The sequence below is a fragment of the Vagococcus carniphilus genome, from assembly GCF_014397115.1.
GTDB lineage: Bacteria > Bacillota > Bacilli > Lactobacillales > Vagococcaceae > Vagococcus > Vagococcus carniphilus.
On record NZ_CP060720.1, the window covers coordinates 1,336,379 to 1,360,261 of the forward strand.

Genomic DNA, 23,883 nt, shown 5'->3' on the forward strand with positions numbered 1-23,883 from the left:
GGAGGTAATCTAATGGGATTAAAAACAACGGATGCTCCTTTTGATGAAAGACTTAAAAGAAGCAAAGAAGATAAATTTATGCAGAAAGCTGTGGCAAAAGCGCAAGATACCCAGTGGGTTAAACGCGAAGGAGCAAGAGAAAAGTTAGGTAATTGGTCTGAGTGGCGTGAACTTGGTGAAAGTATTAGACAGCATACAATTCAATACTTACCAGACTATTTAAGAGAATTTAGTGATAATGTCACTAAAAATGGAGGACACGTTTTTTTTGCTCAAACAGCTGAAGAAGCCAATGACTATGTAAAAAAAATTGTTTTAGAGAAGGATGCTAAAAAAATTGTTAAATCTAAGTCTATGGTAACAACAGAAGTTGACATTGATCCGATGTTGTTGGAGTTAGAGAATATTGATGTTTTAGAAACTGATTTGGCTGAATTTATATTGCAAATGGATGATTGGGATGAGCCCTCTCATATTGTTTTTCCGAGTATTCATAAAAATAGAGAGCAAATCAGACAAGTTTTTGAAAAAAAGTTGGGTTATCAAGGGGATAACGAACCGGTTAATTTAGCAAGATGCGCTAGAGAAGTGATGCGGAAATTCTTCTTAGAAGCTGATATTGGGATTACTGGTTGCAATTTTGCAATTGCTGATAGTGGCATGATTAATTTAGATACAAACGAGGGAAATGCTGATTTAACCATTAGCATTCCTAAAACACAAATAGTATTGATGGGAATGGAAAGAATTGTTCCCACAATGAAAGAAGCAGACGTTTTAGATAATTTATTAGCAAGAAGTGCTGTTGGCCAAAGTTTAACAACTTATGTGACTTTTGCAGGTAGAAAAAATGAAGAAGAATCTGATGGACCAGAAGATTTTCATGTTGTTATTATTGATAATGGACGTTCAAATGCTTTAGGAACGATTTTTCAACCTGTTCTTCAATGTATACGTTGTGGTTCTTGCCTAAATGTTTGCCCTGTTTATCGTCATATTGGTGGTCATGGTTATGGGTCAATTTACCCTGGACCAATTGGTGCTGTTCTTTCTCCTGTTTTAGGTGGTTACAAACAATTCGGTGAGCTGCCCTATGCTTCAAGTCTATGTGGAGCGTGTACTGAAACATGTCCAGTTAAAATTCCGCTACATCATTTATTAGTTGAACATAGAAAAGTTATGACAGATGAATTAAAAATGCAGCATGGTTTTGATGATTTCCAAATGAAAGTAATTGGAAGTGGCACAGCTTCACCTTTTTTATTTAAATCAGCCTTAAGAATGGCTCATGGTGGTATGGGTGTGTTAAGTAAACAATCGCCTATTTTTGTTGACAATATGTATCAGTATGGAGGCTTTATTAAGAGTGGTCCAGGAATGGTAAAAGGTTGGACAGATGTAAGGGATTTACCTAGACCGCCTAAGTACTCTGATAGTTTTAGAAAGTGGTTTAAAACACATAAAGCAGGTGAAAAAAATGACTGATAATCAAAATAGAGAAAAATTTTTAAAAAACTTATATAATAAGCTGGAAACAGAGCCATCTGAGTGTCAGAGTCATCCTTATGTACAAATCAATAATCTATCAAATGAAACATTTGCAGATAAAACAAAAGATGAATTACTTGAAATTTGTTATGAAAAAGTAAAAGAGCTTAATATTGAAATGACAGAAGTTACAGAAAACGATTTAGAAGAAAAATTAAAGGACATTATAATCTCTTTTGGTAGTGGTCCAATGATTTTACCAACAGACAAAAGATTTGACTCAATAAGACCATTTCTTGAAAAAGAATACAAAGAGCAGATCAGTTATTGGAAAGAAGGGGCTGAGTACAGAGAAAGTAATATTAATGCTGCTGAACAGGCAAATATAGGTATTGCTTTTTCAGAATATTTATTAGCTGAATCAGGTAGTATTGTTGTAGAAACAAGCTCAGGACAAGGCAGAACTCTTCATTTTTTACCGACACATTATATTTCTATTATTCCAAAAAGTCAGATTGTTCCAAGATCAACTCAGGCTATTAATGATTATGCTAAAAGAATTGAGCGCGGTGAAAAATTAGGGTCAGCTATTCATATTATCTCTGGACCGTCAAACTCAGGTGATATTGAAATGCAATTAGTAATTGGTTTGCATGGTCCGCTAAAAGTTCATTATCTTGTCATATCAGATAAATAAAAGAAACAGCGTTGGTATCTCCCAGCGCTGTTTCTTCTTTATTTTATATATCGTTTAGTTAATATGAGCATAATAAATCCTAATGATATAAAATATATAGGCATTATATAAAGAGTACCATTATGTAAGTGACTCATTCCAAATGTAATCAAACTTACTAATAAATAATAACCTAAACTAAATATTGCTCCTGCAGAACCAACAACATCTTTAAAATCTACTAAAGCTAAACTTAGACAATTTGGTAAGGCTGTTCCTGTTCCAAGTAAAGTAATAAATACACTAATCAAAATAGCTGTAAATTGAATCCATTTTGATAGAAAATCGGTATAACTACTTACAAGTAGTAGGGTTGATCCTAATAGCATGATTTTAATTCCTAAAAGAATAATTCTTTCAGGTTGGTATGTTTTTAAAAGTTTTTTAGATAAAAGAGCACCAATAATGGAAGCTCCAGCAATGACAATACCTAAAAAGCCGTAAATTGAAGCAGAGATACCAAATTTTTCAATAAAAATAAATGGAGCTTCGGCATAATAACTGAATAAAATACCATTTATTGTCCCAATCAAGAAGCCGTAAGTTAATACTTTTGGATTTTTCAAAAATCTAACAAAGATTGGCAAAAGCTCAACCTTTTCACGTTTGCTTGTATCAAAAGTTTCTGGTAAGGACTTAACAGTATAGAAAAATAAAACTAAACTCATTAAGACTAGTGTCAGAAAGACAATTCTAAAACCATAGTAATTACCGACAAAACCGCCAATTAATGGGCCAACAGCAGGTGTAAAGGCTAGAGCTGCTGAAATTTGAGCAAACAACTCATGACGTTTGTTTCCTGAGAAAGCTTCTCGTAAAATTGTTTGTGTCGTAACAGAACCTGTACTGGCACCAAACGCTTGAACAAAACGAGCTAAAAGTAAAAATTCAATTGATTGAGAGATGTAACATAATAAACTTCCAATTCCATATAAAACAATACCATAAATCATTGCTGGTCTACGTCCAACGATATCTGATAAGTAGCCCCAAAAGAAAACACCAAAAGCAAAAGCAAGAAAGTAAATACTTAAAGTTAATTGTGCTGTATTCATACTTACTTGATAGCTTTGAGCAATTTCTGGTAAGGATGGTGTGAAAATAGTTTCGCTAATTTGTGGAAACCCTACTAAACAGATTAATAATAATAAAGATGGTTGTTTTTTACCGATGTTTTTTTCCAATTTTAATTCCTCCGTGATATTAAACTATGCGAAAAAAACATCCTTTGAAGGGAAATGGAGGTACCATGATTTTAATTTGTTCTAGTGTTGTCATGGAAATCACCCTTTCATAATTATTCTTAGAAAGCCTAACATAAAAGGATAAAGGTGTAAAGTAAAAACACTTGATTATGAAAAATAAATTAAAAACGTGATTTTCTAAGAAAAAATGTTTATAATAGAGGCACTGAAAATTTACGACCTTCAAATCGTATTAGATTTCAGAATCTAAAGAAATGATGGTGATTTAATGAAAGATAACAGCCAAACAAGAGTTGTTGTTGGAATGAGTGGAGGGGTTGACTCATCTGTTACTGCTTTATTATTAAAAGAGCAAGGATATGATGTAGTTGGCGTCTTTATGAAAAATTGGGATGATACTGATGATATGGGCGTTTGTACAGCAACTGAAGATTATAAAGATGTTGCTAAAGTAGCTAATCAAATTGGTGTTCCTTATTATTCAGTCAATTTTGAAAAAGAATATTGGGACCGCGTTTTTGAGTATTTTTTAGCAGAGTATCGTTTAGGTAGAACACCTAACCCAGATGTGATGTGTAATAAAGAAATTAAATTTAAAGCCTTTTTAGATTATGCTATGCAACTAGGTGCAGATTATGTTGCGACAGGCCACTATGCTCAAGTAACTCGTGATGAAGATGGTACTGTTCATATGCTAAGAGGTGTTGATAATAATAAAGATCAAACTTACTTTTTAAGTCAATTATCACAAGAACAATTGGCTAAAACAATGTTTCCGCTAGGCCATATGGAAAAATCAGAAGTTCGTGAGATTGCCGAAAAAGCTAATTTAGCAACTGCCAAAAAGAAAGATTCTACAGGAGTTTGCTTTATTGGTGAAAAGAATTTTAAAGAGTTCTTGGGTAAATATTTACCAGCTCAACCTGGAAAAATGGTAACTCTTGATGGTCAAGTAAAAGGAGATCATGCAGGGTTAATGTATTATACAATTGGCCAAAGACAAGGTCTTGGGATTGGTGGAGGCCAAGGTGAATCAAGTGAACCTTGGTTTGTTGTAGGAAAAGAATTAGCAACTAATACCTTGTTAGTTGGACAAGGATTTCATCATGAGCATCTTTATGCAACAAGCTTAGAAGCAAGTGATATTCATTTTACAACTAATGAGAAAAAAGAAACAGAGTTTACTTGTACTGCTAAATTTAGATACCGTCAACAAGATACTGAAGTAAAAGTTATTTTAAATGATGACCAAACTAAAGCAACTGTTATTTTTAGTGAACCAGTACGTGCCATTACACCAGGACAAGCTGTGGTCTTCTATCAAGGCGACGAGTGTTTAGGTGGCGGATTAATTGATTCAGCCTATAATGACGAACAAAAAAGACAATATGTTTAAATAATATTTGTTATTGGTTGACAGTTATTTAAAAATGATTTATAGTACATGTGTGTTAGACAATTAAATAGATTTGTTAGGTGAGGCTCCTATACAAACACAGGCTACTGCCCAAAAACGTCGAGAGACACCAATGGGTATAACAGGAATTATCGAGATAAGGTTTTTCTTAACGTAGCTAAAGCAACGACTTTTACGTTGTATAGTGCTAAAACTCAACGATTGGATCTTAAGAATGCTTATTTAGTGATGAATTCAAACCTCTCGTCGAGTTTTTGGCGAGAGGTTTTTTGCGTGATAAATCAAAAGGAGTGGGAAAGATGGTAAAACAGCAACATTAAGAAGAGTGCTTTTTGGTAGCATTGAGTATTGGGCAGGTGTCCAACTTAGAAATGAATTACTGAAAAAAACATCAGGAAAAGAATTGATTACGACATTACCGATTGAAGAAAAAAATAATTTTCATCTTGTAGTAATTGTCGAAGGGGAAGTAGTTGGGACATTGATGTTATCACGAATGAATCAAACTACTATGCGAATTGAGCAAGTTGCTATTTCTAAAAAAGTTCAAGGACAAGGACTTGGTATTACACTTATTGAATACGCAGAGGAGTTTTCAAGCGAACTTGGATTTCAACATGTTTTTTTAACTGGAAGAGAATCGGCTTGGAGTTTTTATGAAAAGCTAGGTTACCAAGGGAATGACGTGGTTGAAATGAATGGAACCATTAGAATTAAAGAATTTAATAAAATAATAAGGGTAAAGGAGATGGAAACAAATGGATGACAGTAGTCAGAGTCGAAGACAAAAGGGTTTGTGTTATAAGAAATGTTTTTTAAAAGCAAGCTATTATTGTTTATTTGTTTCTAGTAAATAATATTTAGTAACTGCTTTAACCTTTCTTCTTTCACAGCCCAACTAAAGTAAGGAGGAATTATTATGCCTGAATTGGTAATATTTTTATTATTTATAGGTGTTGGATGTTCTCTCTGGGGTTTATTTTACGGAAAGAAGGTAAAGAATAATGGTAGAAAAAAAAGAACAAATGATTCAAAATAATCAACTGAACTATGAGTTTTTTTCACAAGCAACAATCGAAAAGGTATTAGGAATTTTTAAAACATCAAATAAAGGTGTTTCAGATGAAAGAGTAGAAGAATTAAGAGAAGAGTATGGTGAAAATGTTATTTCACATGGTAAAAAAACACCGTTGATTGTTGAAATATTAAAAGCTTATTTCACACCATTTACGATTGTTTTAATTGTTTTGGCTGTTATTTCGTTTATAACTGATTATGTGATTGTTCCTGTGGCAGAAAGAGATTTGACTGGTGTTTTAATTATTACTGCAATGGTAGCATTAAGTGGAACAATGACTTAATTCAATCAGTAAGATCTAATAAAGCTGCTGAAAAATTAGGTAACTTAGTAAAAGTTACAGCAACTGTTATTAGAAAAGGACAAGAATTTGAATTACCGATTGAAGAGTTAGTTTGTGGTGATATGATTAAACTTTCAGCTGGTGATATGATTCCTGCTGATATTAGATTATGCCAAACAAAAGACTTATTTGTTTCTCAAGCAGCTATGACAGGAGAAAGTTATCCTGTAGAGAAAAAAGCACAATATCAAATGATCGAGCATAGTAGTGAAACTGATTTAGAAAACATTGCTTATATGGGAAGTAACGTAGTGAGTGGTAGTGCGCTTGGTGTTGTCGTTGCAGTTGGAAATAGAACTTTATTTGGTCAAATTGCAAAGGATGTATCAGAAGCGAAGACATTAACAAGTTTTGATATTGGTATCAATAAAACGTCATGGTTATTGATCCGTTTCATGTTAGTAATGGCGCCTGCTGTGTTTTTAATTAATGGGTTAACTAAAGGTGATTGGTTAGAAGCGTTTCTATTTGGTTTATCAGTAGCGGTAGGCTTAACACCTGAAATGTTACCAATGATTGTGACAACAAACCTTGTAAAAGGTGCTTCTACTATGGCTAAAAAGGGAACAATTATTAAAAATTTGAATTCAATTCAAAATTTTGGTGCGATTGATATTTTATGTACAGATAAAACAGGTACATTGACTCAAGATAAAATTATTTTAGAGTATCACTTAGATGTAGATGGTAAAGAAGATGACCGTGTATTACGACATGCCTTTTTCAATAGTTATTATCAAACAGGATTAAAAAACTTGATGGATAAAGCTATTATTGATTCTGCCGAAGAAGAATTAGATATTAATGTAAAAAATTATAATAAGGTAGATGAAATTCCATTTGATTTTGAACGTAGAAGAATGAGTGTTGTGATTGAAGATAAAAATGGCAAGACTCAAATGATTACAAAAGGTGCCATTGAAGAGATGCTTGAAATCTCAAGTTACGTTGATTATCAAGGTAAAGTTATTCCGTTGACTGAAGAGTTAAAAGAAACTATTTTGAGAACGGTAGATGAATTAAATGAAGATGGTCTTCGTGTTATTGGTGTTTCTCAAAAAACGAATCCAAGTGTTGTTGGTGAATTCTCTATTAAAGATGAGAGTGAAATGGTTTTAATTGGTTACTTAGCCTTTTTAGATCCTCCAAAAGAAACAACAAAAGACGCTTTATCTGCTCTTAAAGCACATGGAGTAGGGGTTAAAGTTTTAACAGGTGATAATGCATTGGTAACTAAATCTGTTTGTAAGCAAGTTGGCTTAGAACATGAAGAATTAGTTACTGGAAGTGAAATTTCTAAAATGAATGATGTGGAACTAAAGGTAGTTGCAGAAAAATACAATATTTTTGTTAAACTTTCTCCAGCACAAAAAACTCGTCTTGTTCGTGTTTTAAGAGACTCAGGTCATACAGTTGGTTTCATGGGAGATGGTATTAATGATGCCCCTGCTATGAAAGAAGCTGATGTTGGTATTTCAGTTGATACAGCAGTTGATATTGCTAAAGAGTCAGCAGATGTGATTCTTTTAGAAAAAGATTTAATGATTTTAGAACGTGGTATTTTATCAGGAAGAACTATTTTTGGTAATATTATGAAGTATGTAAAAATGACTGCCAGCTCAAACTTCGGAAATATGTTCTCTGTTGTTGTTGCAAGTATTTTCTTACCATTTTTACCAATGCTACCATTACAGTTATTATTCTTAAATTTAATTTATGATATTTCTTGTATGTCAATTCCATGGGATAACATGGATAAAGAGTACTTAGAAGAACCTAAAAAATGGGATTCATCTAGTATTGGTTCTTTCATGAAATGGTTAGGGCCTACAAGTTCAATTTTTGATATTACAACTTATGCCTTAATGTATTTCGTTATTTGTCCAGCCGTTGTTGGCGGACCGTACAACTCATTAAACGCGGAACAACAAGTTTTATTTGTCGCAGTTTTCCATGCAGGCTGGTTTGTAGAATCATTATGGTCTCAAACTTTAGTAATTCACACATTGAGAACGCCTAAAATGCCATTCTTACAAAGTAACGCATCGTTTATTTTAACAACAGTAACAACAATTGGTATTGCAATTGGAACGATTTTACCATTTACAGCATTTGGTGAAAGATTAGATTTAGCGCTACTTCCATCTAGTTACTGGGGTTGGTTAGCTATAACAATTGTGGCTTATCTAGTATTAGTTATGTTTATTAAAAAACTTTATGTGAAACGATTTGGTGAATTACTTTAATAAAATCTTAAAGATAATGATAAAGGTGAAATTACTTTTATTATTATCTTTTTTCTTATTTAACTAAAAAAACAGGTGGTTTATCTTGTGCTATAATAGAAAAATGAACGAGGAGGTAGTTATCGTGTATCAGGTAATAGTTACTTACAGTGAGAATGAACCCTGGTGGTTTTTTGAAGAATGGCAAGAAGATATAGTAGAAGAAAAAAGTTTTGAAACTTTTTGTTCAGCCAAAAAACATTATGATGATTTATTTGAACAATTAAAAATAACTTATGAAGAAAATAGAGTTAAACCACCGTTACTAGCTGCATTTTGGAATGATGGAGAATTGATTTATTGTGATGATTGTGACGAAGAACTTCAAGCTTATAAAGGCTTAATGTTAGTAAAAGACTACCAAAAATTAGATGATGGAGAATGTGAACATAATGAAACAGTTGATAATTGCGGAAAAACCAAGTGTTGCCAGAGACATAGCTAAAGTTCTTGGGGCAACGCAAAAAAGTAAAAATTATATTGAAGGAAAAAATGTTATTGTGACTTGGGCTTTAGGTCATTTATTAGGCTTAAAAATGCCTGAAGATTACAATAAGGATTGGGCAAATTGGGAGATGAATACTCTACCTATGATTCCTAAAAAAGCAGGAATCAAACCCTTGCCTAAAACAAGACCCCAACTTAAAGCTATCAGTCATTTGGCTAATCGAAGTGATGTGTCTGAAGCAGTTATTGCAACGGATGCAGGAAGAGAAGGGGAATTAGTTGCTCGTTGGATTTTAGAGTATGTTAAATTTAAAAAACCAGTAAAACGTCTATGGATTTCTTCACAAACAGATAGAGCAATCAAAGATGGATTTAATCAATTAAAACCAAGTAAAATGTATGATGATTTGTATTATTCAGCAATTGCTCGTGCAGAGGCTGATTGGTTAGTCGGTCTGAATGTCACAAGAGCTTTGACTGTTAAATATAAAGATAGCTTATCAGCAGGACGTGTCCAAACACCAACTCTTGCCATGGTTAGAAAACAAGAAGAAAAACAAGAAAAATTTAGACCAGAAACTTATTTTACGCTTGATTTGAGTTACCAACATTTACTTGGTCGTTTGCAATTAAAAAATCCTAGACAATTTAAAGAACGTGAAAAATTAGAAGCGTTTTGTGAGTTAGTAAAAAAAGAACCAATCAAAGTTATAGATATTAAGGAAAAGAAAAAAACAGAAGCAGCACCATTGCCTTATGATTTAACAGAAATTCAAAGAGAGGCTAACCAAAGATATCAGTATTCAGCTAAAAAAACGTTATCTATTATTCAAAGATTATATGAAACACATAAAATTGTGACTTATCCAAGAACTGATTCAAAATATTTAACAACTGATATGAAACAAACAATGAAAGAAAGACTCCATGCTGTAACTGTAATGGACAGCTCCCGCGTGAAAACCATAATCAAAGATGGTGGAGTGGTGAAACAAAAAAGTGTGTTCCAAAATGGAAAAGTAACAGACCATCATGGATTAATTCCAACAGAGCAAGCACCTAAGCTAGAAAAACTTGATAACGATGAAATGAAGATTTATCGTTTAATTGTTGAGCGATTCTTAGGATTGTTTGAAGACCCTTATGTTTCAATGAATCAAACGATTATTGCAAAAAATAAAGAAGCAGAGTTTATTTTTAGACAAAATAAAGTTGAGTCATATGGATGGAAAAAAGAAAAAGAATCAGAAACAAATCAATTAGATTTTAAAGTGGGACAAGGAATTCCTCATAATTTTATTATTAATAAGGAATTAACAACACCTCCAGCTTCCTTAAATGAAGGTACATTGTTGGGGCAAATGGAAAAACATAGCCTAGGTACACCTGCTACTCGAGCAGAAATAATTGAAAAGTTAATTAGCTCCGAATTAATGGAGAGAGTACCTGGTAAATTAATGGTTACCGCAAAAGGGAAACAGCTATTAACACTTGTTAATCCATCTCTTGTAACACCTGATTTGACTGCTGAATGGGAAATTTCTCTCGAAAAAATTGCTCAAGGTAAATTAAATCATCGTCAATTTATTCAATCGATTGAAAATGAGACAACACGTTTAGTAAAAGAAATAAAAATGAGTGAAGATAAATATGTCGATCATTCATTAACAACAAAAGATTGTCCAGAGTGTGGTTCGAAACTAAGAGAGAAAAACACACGTGATGGTAAGATTCTTGTTTGTAGTAGTGATGATTGTTCTTATCGCAGGAGAAAAGATCCTAAAGTATCTAATCATAGATGTCCACAATGTAAGAAAAAAATGGAAATATTAGAAAATAAAAATGGGTCATACTTTAAGTGTAAAAACTGTAATATCACTGAAAAGATGGAGAAAAAAGGCGGCAAAAACAAAAAAATGACGAAACATGAAGAACGTCGTTTGATGAAGAAATATAATGACAAAGAAGAGCAAGAAAGTCCATTGGCATTAGCCCTTAAAGCGGCTATGAAAGATCAATAAAATAAAGACTCGCGTATTTAAAGCTTAGATATTTTCTAAGATAAGTACGTGGTCTTTTTTTCATCAAGAATGTTATAATAAGCAAATAGGGGGTTGTTTTATGAAAAATGATATGTGGGAAGTATTTGAACAACAGCGTGAATTTTTTAGCACACAAAAAACGCATTCTATTGATTTTAGAGTAAAACAATTAAAAAAATTAAAAAATCAAATTAATCGATATGAAGAAGAATTACTGGATGCCTTACAAAAGGATTTAGGAAAAGCTACCACAGAAAGTTTTATGACTGAAATTGGATTAGTTTATCGCCATTTAGATGAGATGATTAAGAAATTACCAAAATGGGGCGGTAGAAAAAAAGTTTCCACACCTCTGTTTTTATGGCCAGCACAAAGCTATACGGTTCAAGCACCATATGGTAATACGTTGATTTTATCTCCTTTTAATTATCCGGTATTATTAACGATAGATCCATTAATTGGTGCAATAGCAGGTGGTAATACAGCCATTGTCGGTATGTCAGAATATACAGAAGCGACTAATTTTGTTTTAGAGGTACTAATTTCAGAAGTTTTTCCAGAACACTACATCAAATTTTTTACAACAAGTAAAGAACTAAATCAAGAAGTATTATCGTTTAAATTTGATAAAATATTTTTTACAGGTAGTGAAAAAGTTGGGAAAATTATTTTAGAAAAAGCAGCTAAAAATATGACACCCGTCACACTAGAACTAGGTGGAAAAAGCCCAGTTATTGTTACTAAATATGCTGATTTAGAAATAGCAGCAGATCGAATTATTTGGGGGAAATTTATTAATGCAGGACAAACATGTGTTGCACCAGATTATTGTTTAGTAGACGAATCAATTAAAGCTTCTTTTATTAAATTGTTGAATGAAAGAATTACGCTTTTTTTTGGCAATTCAATTAAAAATTCTAGTGATTATGGTCGAATTATTAACGACAGATCAATGAATCGTTTGATTAATATAATCAAACAAGATGAACCATATTTAGTGACAGGTGGAGATTATGATTTAGAGAAAAAATACATTGAGCCGACAATTTTGTCTGGCAAGATGAATGATTCGCTAGCTTCAATGTCTGAAGAAATATTTGGTCCGATTTTACCAGTCCTTAGTTATGAGAACTTATATGAAGTTATTCCTTTTATAAAAAAACAAGGACAACCACTGGCTTTTTATCCTTTTAGTAGTGATAAAGATGAAATTGAATTTTTAATCAATAGTGTTAATTTTGGTGGAGCAACCATTAATGATACTATTTTACATTTAGCTAACGAGAATTTACCATTTGGTGGTGTGGGAACTTCAGGTATGGGAAGTTATCATGGCATCAAATCACTTGAAAGTTTTAGTCACACCAAATCTGTATTAAAGAGATCGACTTTATTAAAAATACCACTCATGTTTCCACCCTATACAAAGGAAAAAGATAATATTATTCGCACTTTTTTTAAGTAAATTCACAAAAAAAGCTCTTTATAGTATAATGTGGATGGATCAAAGTAAGGAGTTTATATATGGCAAAAAAGAAAAAGGGGAAAGCACCCACTAAGAAACAAAAACAGCAACAAGAAAAAACAACTTATTTCTTAATAGGTGTTGCTTTTATTATATTTGGAATTCTAGGTGGTCTAAAATTAGGATTTCTAGGTATATTAATGGCCAATGTATTTCGCTTTTTAGTTGGAAATACTTATGTTGTCATGGCCGTTTTGTTAATATTGTACGGCTTTTTATTAATTTTTATGGGAAAAGACCCAAAGTTCAAACGAAAGTCAATTTGGATTGGAGCTTTAGTCTTTTATTTAAGTTTTTTACTGTTTGTTGAAATTGGCTTATTCAAACAAATTAACCGAGATACTGCCATTATTACATTAACTTGGCAAAAAATATTTGCGGATATAAAAGTTAATAAAATTACGCAATCTGTTGGTGGAGGGATGCTTGGCGCAACGATTTATAGTGCTACTTACTTCCTAGTTTCGAAATTTGGCTCTTACGTTGTTTCTTTTACAGGAATGATTATCGGAGCGTTACTTGTTTTTAATGTTGGTTTAACAGATGTTATTGAAAAAATCAGAGCTTGGGGTGGAAATGCCTTTAACTCAATGGATGAAAAGAAACAACAATTAGCAGAAAAACAAGAAGAAAAAAAAAAGCTGAAGAGTGAGAACGAGAAAAAGAAACTTTCAGAAAATAATGTAAGAAAATTAACTCCAGGTGAAGAATTAGCGCAAACAAATAAAGAAGTTACTTCGGAGCCAGATATTGAATCAGAACAGATGACATTAGAAATAGATAGCTATCAAGATAATTATCAAAAGAAACAGATAGAAAAACCTGCTAAAGAAGCTAAAGTTCCAAAAGATAAAATGCAGGAAAAGGAAACAAATATTCATTTTGAATTACCTGAAGAGGTCGATAATCCAGATTATATTCTTCCTTCGATTGATTTATTAAATGATATTCCTCTGACAGATCAGAGTAAGGAGTATAAATTAGTTGAAAAAAATGTACAGGTATTAGAACGAACTTTTGATAGTTTTGGTGTGGATGCTAAAGTTGTCAGAGCAAGTTTAGGCCCTTCTGTTACAAAGTTTGAAATTCAACCAGCTGTAGGTGTTAAGGTGAGTAAAATTGTTAGTTTAACAGATGACTTAGCTCTAGCATTAGCAGCTAAAGATATTCGAATGGAGGCACCTATTCCTGGTAAATCATTAATTGGTATTGAGGTGCCAAACCAAACAACTAGCATGGTCTCCTTCAGAGATGTTATTGAATCTGGTGAAAGTAATCCTGAGAGTTTACTAGAGGTTCCACTTGGTAGAAGTATTTCAGGTGAAGTTATGAATGCCGATTTAACGAAAATGCCCCATTTATTAATAGCTGGATCAACTGGTAGTGGTAAGTCCGTTTGTATTAACGGGATTATCTCTTGTCTACTAATGAAGGCAAAACCAAATCAAGTTAAATTGATGATGATTGACCCGAAAATGGTAGAGTTAAATGTTTATAATGGCATTCCTCATTTGCTAACACCGGTTGTAACTAATCCAAGAAAAGCAGCTCAAGCACTCCAAAAAGTTGTTGAAGAGATGGAACGTCGTTATGAGTTATTTGCTGGTTTTGGTGTTAGAAATATGAATGGCTATAACGATATGGTAAGACGTCATAATGCAGAAACGGGAGAAACTAAATCTGTTCTTCCTTTCATTGTTGTAATCGTAGATGAGTTGGCAGATTTAATGATGGTGGCTAGTAACGAAGTTGAAGATGCTATTATCCGTTTAGCTCAGATGGCTCGTGCCGCAGGAATTCACATGATTCTAGCAACGCAACGACCAAGTGTTGATGTTATTACCGGAATTATTAAAGCAAACGTACCTTCAAGAATCGCTTTTGCTGTTTCAAGCGGGATTGATTCTCGTACGATTATTGATGGAAATGGTGCTGAAAAGCTACTTGGTCGAGGAGATATGCTCTTTGTACCAATGGGAGAAAATAAACCGATTCGTGTTCAAGGAGCCTTCATTTCTGATCAAGAAGTTGAAAATATCGTTGAATTTGTAACGAGTCAACAAGAAGCTGATTATCAAGAACACATGATGCCATCAGATGAAGTTGAAACGTCGTCAGGCACTGCTGATTCAGTTGATGAGTATTTTGAGGATGCTAAAGCTTTAATTATCGAAATGCAAACGGCAAGTATCTCATTACTTCAACGTCGCTTTAGAATAGGGTATAATCGTGCAGCTAGATTGATTGATGAACTAGAAGAGCATGGTGTTGTAGGACCTTCTGAGGGAAGTAAACCAAGAAAAGTATTACTAACTTATTTACCTGAAGAAGAAACAACCGAATAATAGACAAAAAAGTCAAAGGTCATATTACTTAACAAGTTTAAGTAAAATAATCTTTGACTTTTTTTTTTAGTCATCAAATGTACCTTGAAGGAAAGTTGATTCATTGTAATTAACTGATTGTCTTAATTGATGAGCCAATTCAGATGAAATCTTACCTTGCTCGAAAAGGCATTGAATAACGGTTCTTTCTTCATCTAAAGTTTTTAAGAAGTATTCTTGATAAACAATCTGATACTCTTCTTGTTGTCTTAATTGATAATTAGTAATGCGGTCAATCTTACTTTGATATTCTAAAATAATTTGATGCAAAATAGAGTTCTTTAAGACAAAATGTTCATCCGAAGTATCTAGTTCATTTTGACAAGATTTAAGAGCACTTATGGCTTGTTTTGAACTTTCATTTTCTAGTAAAATGACGCTTCTTTGGTTACTTTTCGGATCATATTTTTGATGTAAAAATGTTTTAAGAAGTAGTCTTTTAGTTCTTTTTTTAGCTTTGAATAAAGATTGCTTCATGACGATTGTAAAGTTAGTGCTGTGGGCACGTTTTTTATATTTGAGCATTTGTAAATAATTTTTAGCAATTGTTCTTGGAAAATCATGTTCATTCGTTAATTTCATGACGGCATTGAATTCATTTTGAACGGCAATTTGTCTATAATCCATCTCAATTTTATGATAGAGCTCGTTCGATGTAATCGTATCATTTAAATAAAGAGTTTTTAACTGTTTATCTAAGTCGTTTAAAATATCTGTTACAACAGTTTTGTTTTCTGTCTTAAGTTCTTTTTGAAGTTCGTTAATGGCTTTTTTAGTCATTAGCTTCTTAGCTTCAACCTCAGATAAATCTGAATGAACGTTACTTTCTTCGAATTCTGTATCCATAAAAGCTTCATCCCCCGTTAAAATTAAACGAGTTCTTTTCTTAGTTAGAACTGGAAGGGCGATAACTGCCACAATTAAACTAGTCAAGATAACACCACTGGCTAGGAAGATTATCAAGTAGCGTTCTTTAAATATTTCACCATCTAGTAAAAAGAATGGAATAGAAAGAACCATAGCCATTGTAACGGCTCCACGAACCCCTGTTAGTCCAGTTAAAAGGGCTGTGTAAAATTTAGGCTTAACATTAACTAAATTTCTAGATTTAAAGTAACTAAACCACATGTAACCATATGACCAAATGGTCCGAATAATTAAAAGAATTAACCAAATAATAATAACGTAACCAATCAATGTCCAATTGTTAATCGCCGGATTTATGATGGCAGAATGCATTGCAAATGGTAGGGATGCTCCTAAGACAACAAAGACAATCCCGTTTAGTTGGTAAATAATAATATCCCAAACTCTTGTGGAAACTAACTTTATTTCAGAGTATTGTCTTCTATAAAGTGGTTCTTGTTGGATAGAAACAACTCCTGCAACAACAACTGCAATTACGCCTGAAGCATGAAATATTTCTGCTGCAATAAAGATTATAAAAGGTGTTAATACTTGAAGTGATACATGTAAAATCACATCTTGTATCCCTTGTCGCAATAAAATAGTTTCAACAAAATAAAATAATTTAGATAAAAGAAAACCGACCAACATGCCAATAAACGCCATATAAAGAAAATCTGTTGTTGCTGTTTTAACAGAAAATGACCCTGTTAAAAAGGCTGCTAATGCGTACTTAAAAGCAATTAAACCACTGGCGTCATTGATTAAACTTTCACCACTTATCAAACTTAGAAGTCTCTTGGGGAGTTTGACTTGTTCAGCAATCCCTTGAACGGCAACCGGATCAGTTGGAGAAAGAACAGCTGCTAGAGCAAACGAAAGTGGTAGTGAAATCTCTGCTACAAAAAAGTTAATTAAGAAGCCACCTAAGAGAGTTGTCAGTAGAACTAACCAAATCGCATTGGCAAAAATCGGGGCTCGTAATTCCCAGAGTTCTTTTTTTGGAAAATGCTTAGCATCTGCGTAAAGTAAGGGCGCAATAAAGAGTAGCATAAACCAATCCGTTTCAAGTTCAATTTTGACATTTAACAGCAAAGCAGCCATTACACCTAGGGCAATTTCAATTAACGCTGTGGGCATAAAAACCATATAATGACTAATTATATTTGAAATGATAACGAGTAAAATCAGTAAAATAGTTGTTTCTAAAACGGCCATAAAATACCTCCTTTTTATATTCTTTCTTATTATAACAAAAAAATTTGCCCGTTTTTAGATAAATAGTGTTTTTCATCAGACAAATGCTCATCTTACAAAACTGTTCGTTTGTCGTTAGGTCAATGAATGTTCTTATCTAGGGATTTTTAATAAACTATGAGTAAGAAAATATTAGAAAGAGGTCTAATCATGTTAGAAATTAATAATGTTACAAAAACATATGGAGAAAATATTAAATATCAAGCACTTAAAGGAATCAACCTGACTGTCAATGAAGGAGAATTCGTGGGTGTTATGGGACCTTCTGGTAGTGGGAAATCAACTTTACTTAACTTAATTGGTACGATTGATAAACCAACCTCTGGAACAGTTTCATTAGATGGTTTTGAACCAGCTAAGTTAAATCAAGAACAATTAGCTAAATTCAGACGGAATCAATTAGGTTTTGTTTTTCAAAGTTTTAATCTAATGCCAACACTTACGGTAGAAGAGAATATTGTTTTACCATTAACTCTTGATGGTGAAAAAGTAAGTGTCATGAAGAAAAAACTACATGAGGTTTCTGCAACATTAGGAATTGATAGTTTGTTAAAGAAAAGAATTGCAACTATCTCTGGTGGACAAGCTCAACGCGTGGCGATTGCTCGAGCGATGATTCATCAACCAAAATTATTACTGGCAGATGAGCCTACAGGTAACTTAGATACTAAGTCTTCAAAAGATGTTATGGGCCTATTATCAGACTTAAATCAAGAAGAAAAATCAACTATCTTAATGGTGACTCATGATCCATTTGCAGCTAGTTACTGTGAAAAAATTATTTTTATTAAAGATGGTGAATTAGTTCAACAAATTCAACGTAACGGTAGTCGTTCTGAGTTTTACGACGTTATCTTAGAAAGTTTAAGAGAGTTAGAAGGTGTTTCGGATGAGATTTAAGGAGTTTGTTTTTAAAAATACAATTCGTAATAAAAATTTATATATGGCTTACTTTTTTAGTACGTTAACAACAGTTATGACATTTTTTACCTTTGCTGTTTTTGCTTTCCATCCTAAATTAGGTGGAGATTTGCATGTGGCTGTTAAATCAGGCATGTTATCATCTGCTGTGATTATTTACTTATTTTCTTTTTTCTATGTTTTGTACTCAATGGATATCTTTTTACAATCCAGAAAAAAAGAATTTGGTTTACTGTTGATTCAAGGAATGTCACCTAAGCAACTAAGAAAAATGGTCTTTCAAGAAAATACGATTATTGGTTTTTTAGCCACTTTAACTGGTATTGTAATTGGTCTATTTTTCTCACAATTAATTTTATGGTTAAGTAAGATAACGATGCATGTTGACTTAGGTTTTTATTTCCCAGTAAAAGCAATGGGGGTTACCTTTGTTTCATTCTTATTGTTATTTATGTTCATTTCTTTCTTTATTCAGTTCAAAATTCCTAAAATGGATGTTCAAGAATTGCTTAAGAGTAATGATTTAGGAAAAGGTGAAATGAAACCTTCAACTATCAAATCAATTTTAGCGATTGTTTTAATCGGAGTTGGTTATGCAGTTGCACTTGTTGTAGAGGGTATGCAAGTTGTTATGGCAATGATTCCAGTTATTTTTGTCGTTATTCTAGGAACAAGATTTTTATTTAATCAATTAAGTGTTTATGTCGTTAACTTTTTAAGAAAGAATCAAAATCGTTTTTGGAAAAAAACGAATATGTTAGTATTTTCAGATTTAGCCTTTCGAATGAAAGATAATGCCCGTTCATTCTTCTTAGTAGCCGTTATTACAACTGTTGCATTCTCAGCAATTGGAACGCTGACAGGCTTTAAAGAAATGACACTAAAAGGTGTTAATTCTGAAGCTTACGACTTTTCTCTTCGTGTGGATCAAGAAGATCAAACACAAGGTGAAAAAGAATTACAAGCAATTCGTCAATCATTTAAGGATAATAAAGTTGAAGCAGAAGAATTTAAAATACTGCCAGTTGATGTGACGAGCGAAGATGGAACAGGTATCGGTTCAAAGATCATTGATGACAAACAATACAATGAATTAGCTAAGAAATTAGATTTAGAAGAAATAACTTTAGAAAATAATCAAGTTGTATTACTAAATGATTTGAGTATTCCGGATATGGGAACGGGAGAATTAGACAATCAACCAAAAACATTTAAAACAAGTGATGGAGAAGATTACGCTGTAAAAAAACTAGATGTTAAACAAAAACCTTGGTCAACTTTTGAAAATGTTTATGTCGTTTCTAGTAATGTTTATGAAGGTTATAGTCAAAAAAATAAACCAGTTGCTACATATGGCTGGTTAGTTTCAGAAGGTTCTTTTGATCAGCAAAAAGCAGTTGGAAAAAAACTTGAAGAATATCCAAATGTTATGGCAAAAGCAAGTATGATTCAAAGTATCACAGATGGCTACGCTCCAATTCTATTTATCGGGTTCTTTATCGGAATTGTGTTCTTTGTTTCTGCAGGAAGTTTCTTATACTTTAGACTGTATAGTGATATGGAAGTTGACGTTGAGAAATTTAGAATGGTTCATAAACTTGGATTTAGTAAAAATGAAATGAAAAAAGTAGTCTATCAACAAGTGGGGATTTTATTCTTTACGCCAATTATCGTTTCATGTATTCACGGAGCAGTTGCTCTAACAGCAATGTATGCTTTATTTGGACAAGGTTTACAGATTACAGCAATTTATGTGTTAGGTATTTTTATTCTGATTCAAATTGCTTACTATTTAATTGCTAGAGTTTTCTATTTTAGAAAATTATATCGTTCAGTTATTTCCTAAACAATTCAAAAACATCTTTTCTAAATCGCTAGAAAAGATGTTTTTTGTTATAATTTAAAAGAAAAGGGGTGTGACTCATGATTAAAGAAAGAATGGATATACTAATTGAATATGGTAATGAACTGCCTCATGCTAAAGTTTATTACCGAGAGGATTGGGATACTTATTATTTTGATTTATTAGGAAAACAATTTGGACTTATGTCAAAAGAAGCGACACCTGATGCTTTTATTACATTAAAAGGAAAACCAGAAGTCAATGAAACACTAAGAGAGACTTATAAAGATGTTGTTCCTGGTTATTATGCCAATAAAAAGCATTGGAATTCTATTAAATTAGAAACAACAGAAATAACAGATGAAGAGTTGAAACGGATGATTTTAAACTCTTATGAATTAGTTTGGGCTAATTTACCTGCTAAAATCAGAAAAGAGATGAAACTAAATCAATAGTCTCATCTCTTTTTTTAGCTTTTCATAATGGTATCAATCGCATTAATGGTTGCATATCTAAAGCCTTCTTTTTCAAGTGCTGTAACGCCCTTAATTGTAGTGCCACCAGGAGAGGTAACTCCGTCTTTTAGTTCACCAGGATGTTTTCCAGTTTTCAATAAAAGATTAGCCGAACTACTAACCATTTTAGCTGCTACTTGATAGGCCATATCTCGGTCCATTCCATTTAATACAGCCCCATCAGCTAAACTTTCCATAAAAACATCGACAAAAGCAGGGCCACAGCCTGCTAAAGTACCAAAAATACCAATTTTATCTTCAGAAATTTCAACCAAGTCACCTAGCAAATCAAAACTAAATTGAATGGTTTCTTTAGCTTTTTTATCTATATTTTCAGCAAAAACAATTCCGGTCATTCCCTCATTAATTTGAACAGGTGTATTTGGAATAGCTTGTGCTAGAGGATAGTTATCTCCCATTATCTCTTGCATTTCTTTAACTGAAACACCTGCTGAAACAGAAACAATTGGAATAGAAGAAGTTTCTACCAAACCTTTTAATTCATTTAAAATAGGAAGAATTAAAGGTGTATTAACTGCTAAGAAAATAATATCCATTTGTTTAAAGTCACTTGTTTCCGATGTTAATTGAAAGCCTAATTCTTTTTGAAGAGATTGAGCAGTACCTCTTCGTCCACCGCGGACTAAAAGGTTTGAAGGTTCAATTTTTTCAGACTTAATCCAGCCTTTAATCATTGCGCCACCCATATGTCCAGCACCAAAAATACCAATTTTCATTCTACTTCCTCCTTAACTTGTTATTCTTAGTCTATTATAAAAGATACGTTAAGATAAAAACAACTATTTTTCATATGGTAAAAACGTTTTATTTTCGGTATACTGATTTAAATTATGTTTCTTTTTATTGGAGGGAAAAAATGAAATTAGTGATTGATCATCTTGAAAAAGAATTTAAGGGTAAACAAGTAATAAAGGATGCTTCTTTTGAATTTCAAAAGGGGAGAATATATGGTTTGTTAGGAAGAAATGGTGCTGGGAAAACCACACTTTTTAATTGTATTTCAAAAGATTTATCTTATGAAAATGGTTCTATTTTACTAGAAAAAGAAGATAAATTAGAAGATTACAAAGAGACAGATATAGGTTTAGTCCATGCAACTCCTAATGTACCAGACTTTATGACAGGTTATGAATTTATCAAATTTTTTATTGATATGAACCAACATCAAATGAAAAATATTCGTACACCTGATGCTTATTTAGCAAAAGTTGGAATAAAAAAAGAAGACCGCCATCGTTTGATGAAAGAGTACTCTCATGGGATGAGAAACAAGGTTCAAATGATAGCGACTATGATGATTCAACCACCTATTTTATTATTAGATGAACCACTCACTTCTTTTGATGTGGTTGCAGCACACGAGGTTAAAGAATTGATTCTTTCGATGAAGTCAGAATCTGTCGTTATTTTTTCTACTCATATTTTACAATTGGCTCAAGATTTATGTGATGAAATTGTTCTGTTACATAATGGTGAGCTAAAAGGAATTCCTGCAAGTCGTATTCATGATGCTGATTTTGAAAGTGAAATTGTAAGACTACTTTCAGATGAAGATGGTGGTAGTGAAGATGACAGAAATTAAGCAGTTATTTTATTTTAATTGGAAATATCGAAATTATAAAGCAAGTACGTTTATTAATGGCTTATTCTATTTTCTAGGAAGAATTCCGTTCATTGGTAAAATAGTACCAACAACTATGCTTTACCGAGAATACGGACTAAAAAAAGGATTTACCGCTATTAAATTACTTTTTTCATTAGCACTTTCTTTTTTACTTCACGGAATCCCATTTATCATTAGTTTTTTTATTAGTAAAGGTTTAAGTGATGTGGTTGGTAGTCCTATTACTATTTTTTTTGTGTGGTTATTTTTATTTAATTTGATTGGTTCTTGTTTAGGGGAATTATTTTTAAGTTTAGAAAAACAAGAAATTCAATTTATTATTAACTTTCGAGTTTCTAAGGAAGATTATATTAAAAGAAAAACAATTCTAGGGACGGTTGAAGGGGTTATTTTTTCTCTTCCTGGGTTGGTGATTGTTGGTCTCATTGAGAAAAATATCTTATTATATTTACTAATAGGTATCTTTTCATTAATATCTTACTCTCTTTTATGGTCAGTTGTTAATTTACATTTAACCTTAATTAAAAGAAGATTATTAGCCAAATTGGCTGTTTGTTTACTAGTCGCCGGTTTAGAAGTTGGTTTAATTTATCTATTGATTCAATCTAACGGTTTATTTGCGTTTCAAGAAAAATTTGTGAGCTGGGCTAGTGCCTTTATCTTTTTAATCATATGTTTACCATTTTTTTATTTATATGTTAGGTTTAATCAATTTGATGCTTTTTCAAGACAAATGTTTGCTTCTTCAGAAATAATGATTAATTATTCAGAGAAAAACACAAAAGATCAAGAGTATTATCTAGGCGAAGGTAAAAAGATGAAATTAGAGAAGGAAACAAATGAAACAGATTTGTCTTCATTGAAGGGTAGTAAATATATTAATGCACTACTTTTCAGTCGTTTCAAAACAAGCCTAAGAAAGCAGCTAATCTATCGAATTATTGGGATAACTGTTATTATGTTGCTGATTAGTTTAACATTTAGATTCATTCCGATGTCTATTAGTGAAGCTAAATTCGAAAAAATCGTTTATAACTTTTTACCAATTATGTTCTTTATTCTTTATATTTTATCTTTTGGTAAAAAGGTGGTGCAAACTATCTTTGTTAATTGTGATTCATCTATGTTAGCTTACCCGTTTTATAGAGAGTCAAAAGCAATTGTTAGAGGTTTCTTTTATCGTTTCTTAAAAATATTTTATTACAATGGGATTATCAGTTTAACGATTTATTTGGGTCTTCTTTTCTTTAATGTATTAAATCATCAGATTTTAAGTACCGATTTATTGTTACTTTTCTTATTTGTCATGATAAGTTTAACCATTTTATTCTCATTTCATGAATTATTTATTTATTATATTTTACAACCCTTTACCAGTGATTTTCAGGTGAAAAATCCTGTCTACAAATTAGTTGATGGCGTCTTTTACGGAATCGCTTATATGAGTTTACAAATAAAGACTGCAGGTGTCTTGTATGCGTTACTTGTTTCAGGCATTTCAATTGTCTACTTTATTATTGGATTAATCGTGATTGTAAAATTTGCTCCAAGAACATTCAAATTAAAAAATTAGTGAATGAGACTTGATAATTAATTAAAATAGTGTTTAAATGTTAGTAAGATTTAAATAATTAGATTGATGCGAAAGACACCGATTATTAATTACTATTTTTAGGGAGGAAAATCTTGACTGAAAGTTTTCCAATAAGTGTAATAATTGACCACTTTCAAGAGTTCAGTTGAAACTGAGCCGGTCGTACCGTTATCACGATAGAGAAGATAGTTTATTAAACTATCCAAAATTTAGGTGGAACCACGATAATTCGTCCTATTAGGCTTATACAGG

At 32.3% G+C, this 23,883-nt stretch carries 16 protein-coding genes, 1 pseudogene and 1 riboswitch; of the genes and pseudogenes, 14 read left to right on the forward strand and 3 right to left on the reverse strand.

What is annotated here, in order from left to right:
- Positions 1 to 12 precede the first annotated feature (12 nt).
- Positions 13 to 1,485, forward strand: coding sequence for a LutB/LldF family L-lactate oxidation iron-sulfur protein (locus tag H9L18_RS06640; RefSeq protein ID WP_126791637.1), 1,473 nt, complete (start codon positions 13 to 15; stop codon positions 1,483 to 1,485).
- Complete coding sequence (locus H9L18_RS06645; protein WP_376765011.1) at positions 1,469 to 2,185, forward strand: LutC/YkgG family protein; 717 nt, start codon at positions 1,469 to 1,471, stop codon at positions 2,183 to 2,185. Before H9L18_RS06640 ends, H9L18_RS06645 begins: the two co-directional genes overlap by 17 nt.
- A gap of 38 nt (positions 2,186 to 2,223) precedes the next feature.
- Here the strand turns inward: H9L18_RS06645 and H9L18_RS06650 are convergent, their stop codons facing one another.
- A complete protein-coding gene (locus H9L18_RS06650; RefSeq protein ID WP_126791633.1) occupies positions 2,224 to 3,408 on the reverse strand; it encodes a multidrug effflux MFS transporter in 1,185 nt (394 codons plus the stop codon).
- A gap of 289 nt (positions 3,409 to 3,697) precedes the next feature.
- On the opposite strand from H9L18_RS06650, the gene mnmA reads away from it, so the two are divergent.
- From mnmA to H9L18_RS06685, 7 genes and pseudogenes are all read left to right on the forward strand, one after another.
- Entirely contained in the window at positions 3,698 to 4,825 is a 1,128-nt protein-coding gene (mnmA, locus tag H9L18_RS06655; protein WP_126791631.1) for a tRNA 2-thiouridine(34) synthase MnmA, read from the forward strand.
- A gap of 65 nt (positions 4,826 to 4,890) precedes the next feature.
- Positions 4,891 to 5,059: riboswitch (M-box (ykoK) riboswitch) on the forward strand.
- Between the two features lie 112 nt (positions 5,060 to 5,171).
- The gene (locus H9L18_RS06660) at positions 5,172 to 5,612 is read left to right on the forward strand and encodes a GNAT family N-acetyltransferase (RefSeq protein ID WP_185847400.1); all 441 of its coding nucleotides are present in this window, start codon (positions 5,172 to 5,174) and stop codon (positions 5,610 to 5,612) included.
- Positions 5,613 to 5,850: 238 nt separating this feature from the next.
- Positions 5,851 to 8,513: pseudogene (gene mgtA, locus H9L18_RS06665) on the forward strand (magnesium-translocating P-type ATPase).
- Between the two features lie 124 nt (positions 8,514 to 8,637).
- On the forward strand, positions 8,638 to 8,997 hold the full coding sequence (locus H9L18_RS06670; protein ID WP_126791626.1) for a DUF1033 family protein: 360 nt from the start codon (positions 8,638 to 8,640) through the stop codon (positions 8,995 to 8,997).
- Positions 8,945 to 11,020, forward strand: a complete 2,076-nt coding sequence (locus tag H9L18_RS06675) for a DNA topoisomerase 3 (protein WP_126791624.1) — start codon at positions 8,945 to 8,947, stop codon at positions 11,018 to 11,020. Before H9L18_RS06670 ends, H9L18_RS06675 begins: the two co-directional genes overlap by 53 nt.
- Before the next feature lie 100 nt (positions 11,021 to 11,120).
- Positions 11,121 to 12,506, forward strand: a complete 1,386-nt coding sequence (locus tag H9L18_RS06680) for an aldehyde dehydrogenase family protein (RefSeq protein ID WP_185847399.1) — start codon at positions 11,121 to 11,123, stop codon at positions 12,504 to 12,506.
- Positions 12,507 to 12,565: 59 nt separating this feature from the next.
- Entirely contained in the window at positions 12,566 to 14,911 is a 2,346-nt protein-coding gene (locus H9L18_RS06685; RefSeq protein WP_126791622.1) for a DNA translocase FtsK, read from the forward strand.
- A 66-nt stretch (positions 14,912 to 14,977) separates the two neighbouring features.
- Here the strand turns inward: H9L18_RS06685 and H9L18_RS06690 are convergent, their stop codons facing one another.
- Positions 14,978 to 17,074 carry a Na+/H+ antiporter gene (locus tag H9L18_RS06690; protein ID WP_126791619.1) on the reverse strand — a complete coding sequence of 699 codons (2,097 nt, stop codon included), beginning with the start codon at positions 17,072 to 17,074 and terminating at the stop codon, positions 14,978 to 14,980.
- A 189-nt stretch (positions 17,075 to 17,263) separates the two neighbouring features.
- Here H9L18_RS06690 and H9L18_RS06695 point away from each other — a divergent pair, with 189 nt between their 5' ends.
- From H9L18_RS06695 to H9L18_RS06705, 3 genes are all read left to right on the forward strand, one after another.
- Entirely contained in the window at positions 17,264 to 18,013 is a 750-nt protein-coding gene (locus H9L18_RS06695; RefSeq protein ID WP_126791617.1) for an ABC transporter ATP-binding protein, read from the forward strand.
- The gene (locus tag H9L18_RS06700; protein ID WP_126791615.1) at positions 18,003 to 19,880 is read left to right on the forward strand and encodes an ABC transporter permease; all 1,878 of its coding nucleotides are present in this window, start codon (positions 18,003 to 18,005) and stop codon (positions 19,878 to 19,880) included. Before H9L18_RS06695 ends, H9L18_RS06700 begins: the two co-directional genes overlap by 11 nt.
- Before the next feature lie 77 nt (positions 19,881 to 19,957).
- Positions 19,958 to 20,332, forward strand: coding sequence for an MmcQ/YjbR family DNA-binding protein (locus tag H9L18_RS06705; protein WP_126791613.1), 375 nt, complete (start codon positions 19,958 to 19,960; stop codon positions 20,330 to 20,332).
- Between the two features lie 14 nt (positions 20,333 to 20,346).
- On the opposite strand, the gene proC is transcribed toward H9L18_RS06705, so the two are convergent.
- Positions 20,347 to 21,129, reverse strand: a complete 783-nt coding sequence (gene proC / locus H9L18_RS06710; protein WP_126791611.1) for a pyrroline-5-carboxylate reductase — start codon at positions 21,127 to 21,129, stop codon at positions 20,347 to 20,349.
- 140 nt (positions 21,130 to 21,269) lie between these two features.
- Here proC and H9L18_RS06715 point away from each other — a divergent pair, with 140 nt between their 5' ends.
- Positions 21,270 to 21,995, forward strand: a complete 726-nt coding sequence (locus tag H9L18_RS06715; protein WP_126791609.1) for an ABC transporter ATP-binding protein — start codon at positions 21,270 to 21,272, stop codon at positions 21,993 to 21,995.
- Positions 21,982 to 23,610, forward strand: a complete 1,629-nt coding sequence (locus H9L18_RS06720) for a hypothetical protein (protein ID WP_126791606.1) — start codon at positions 21,982 to 21,984, stop codon at positions 23,608 to 23,610. Before H9L18_RS06715 ends, H9L18_RS06720 begins: the two co-directional genes overlap by 14 nt.
- Positions 23,611 to 23,883: the final 273 nt, after the last annotated feature.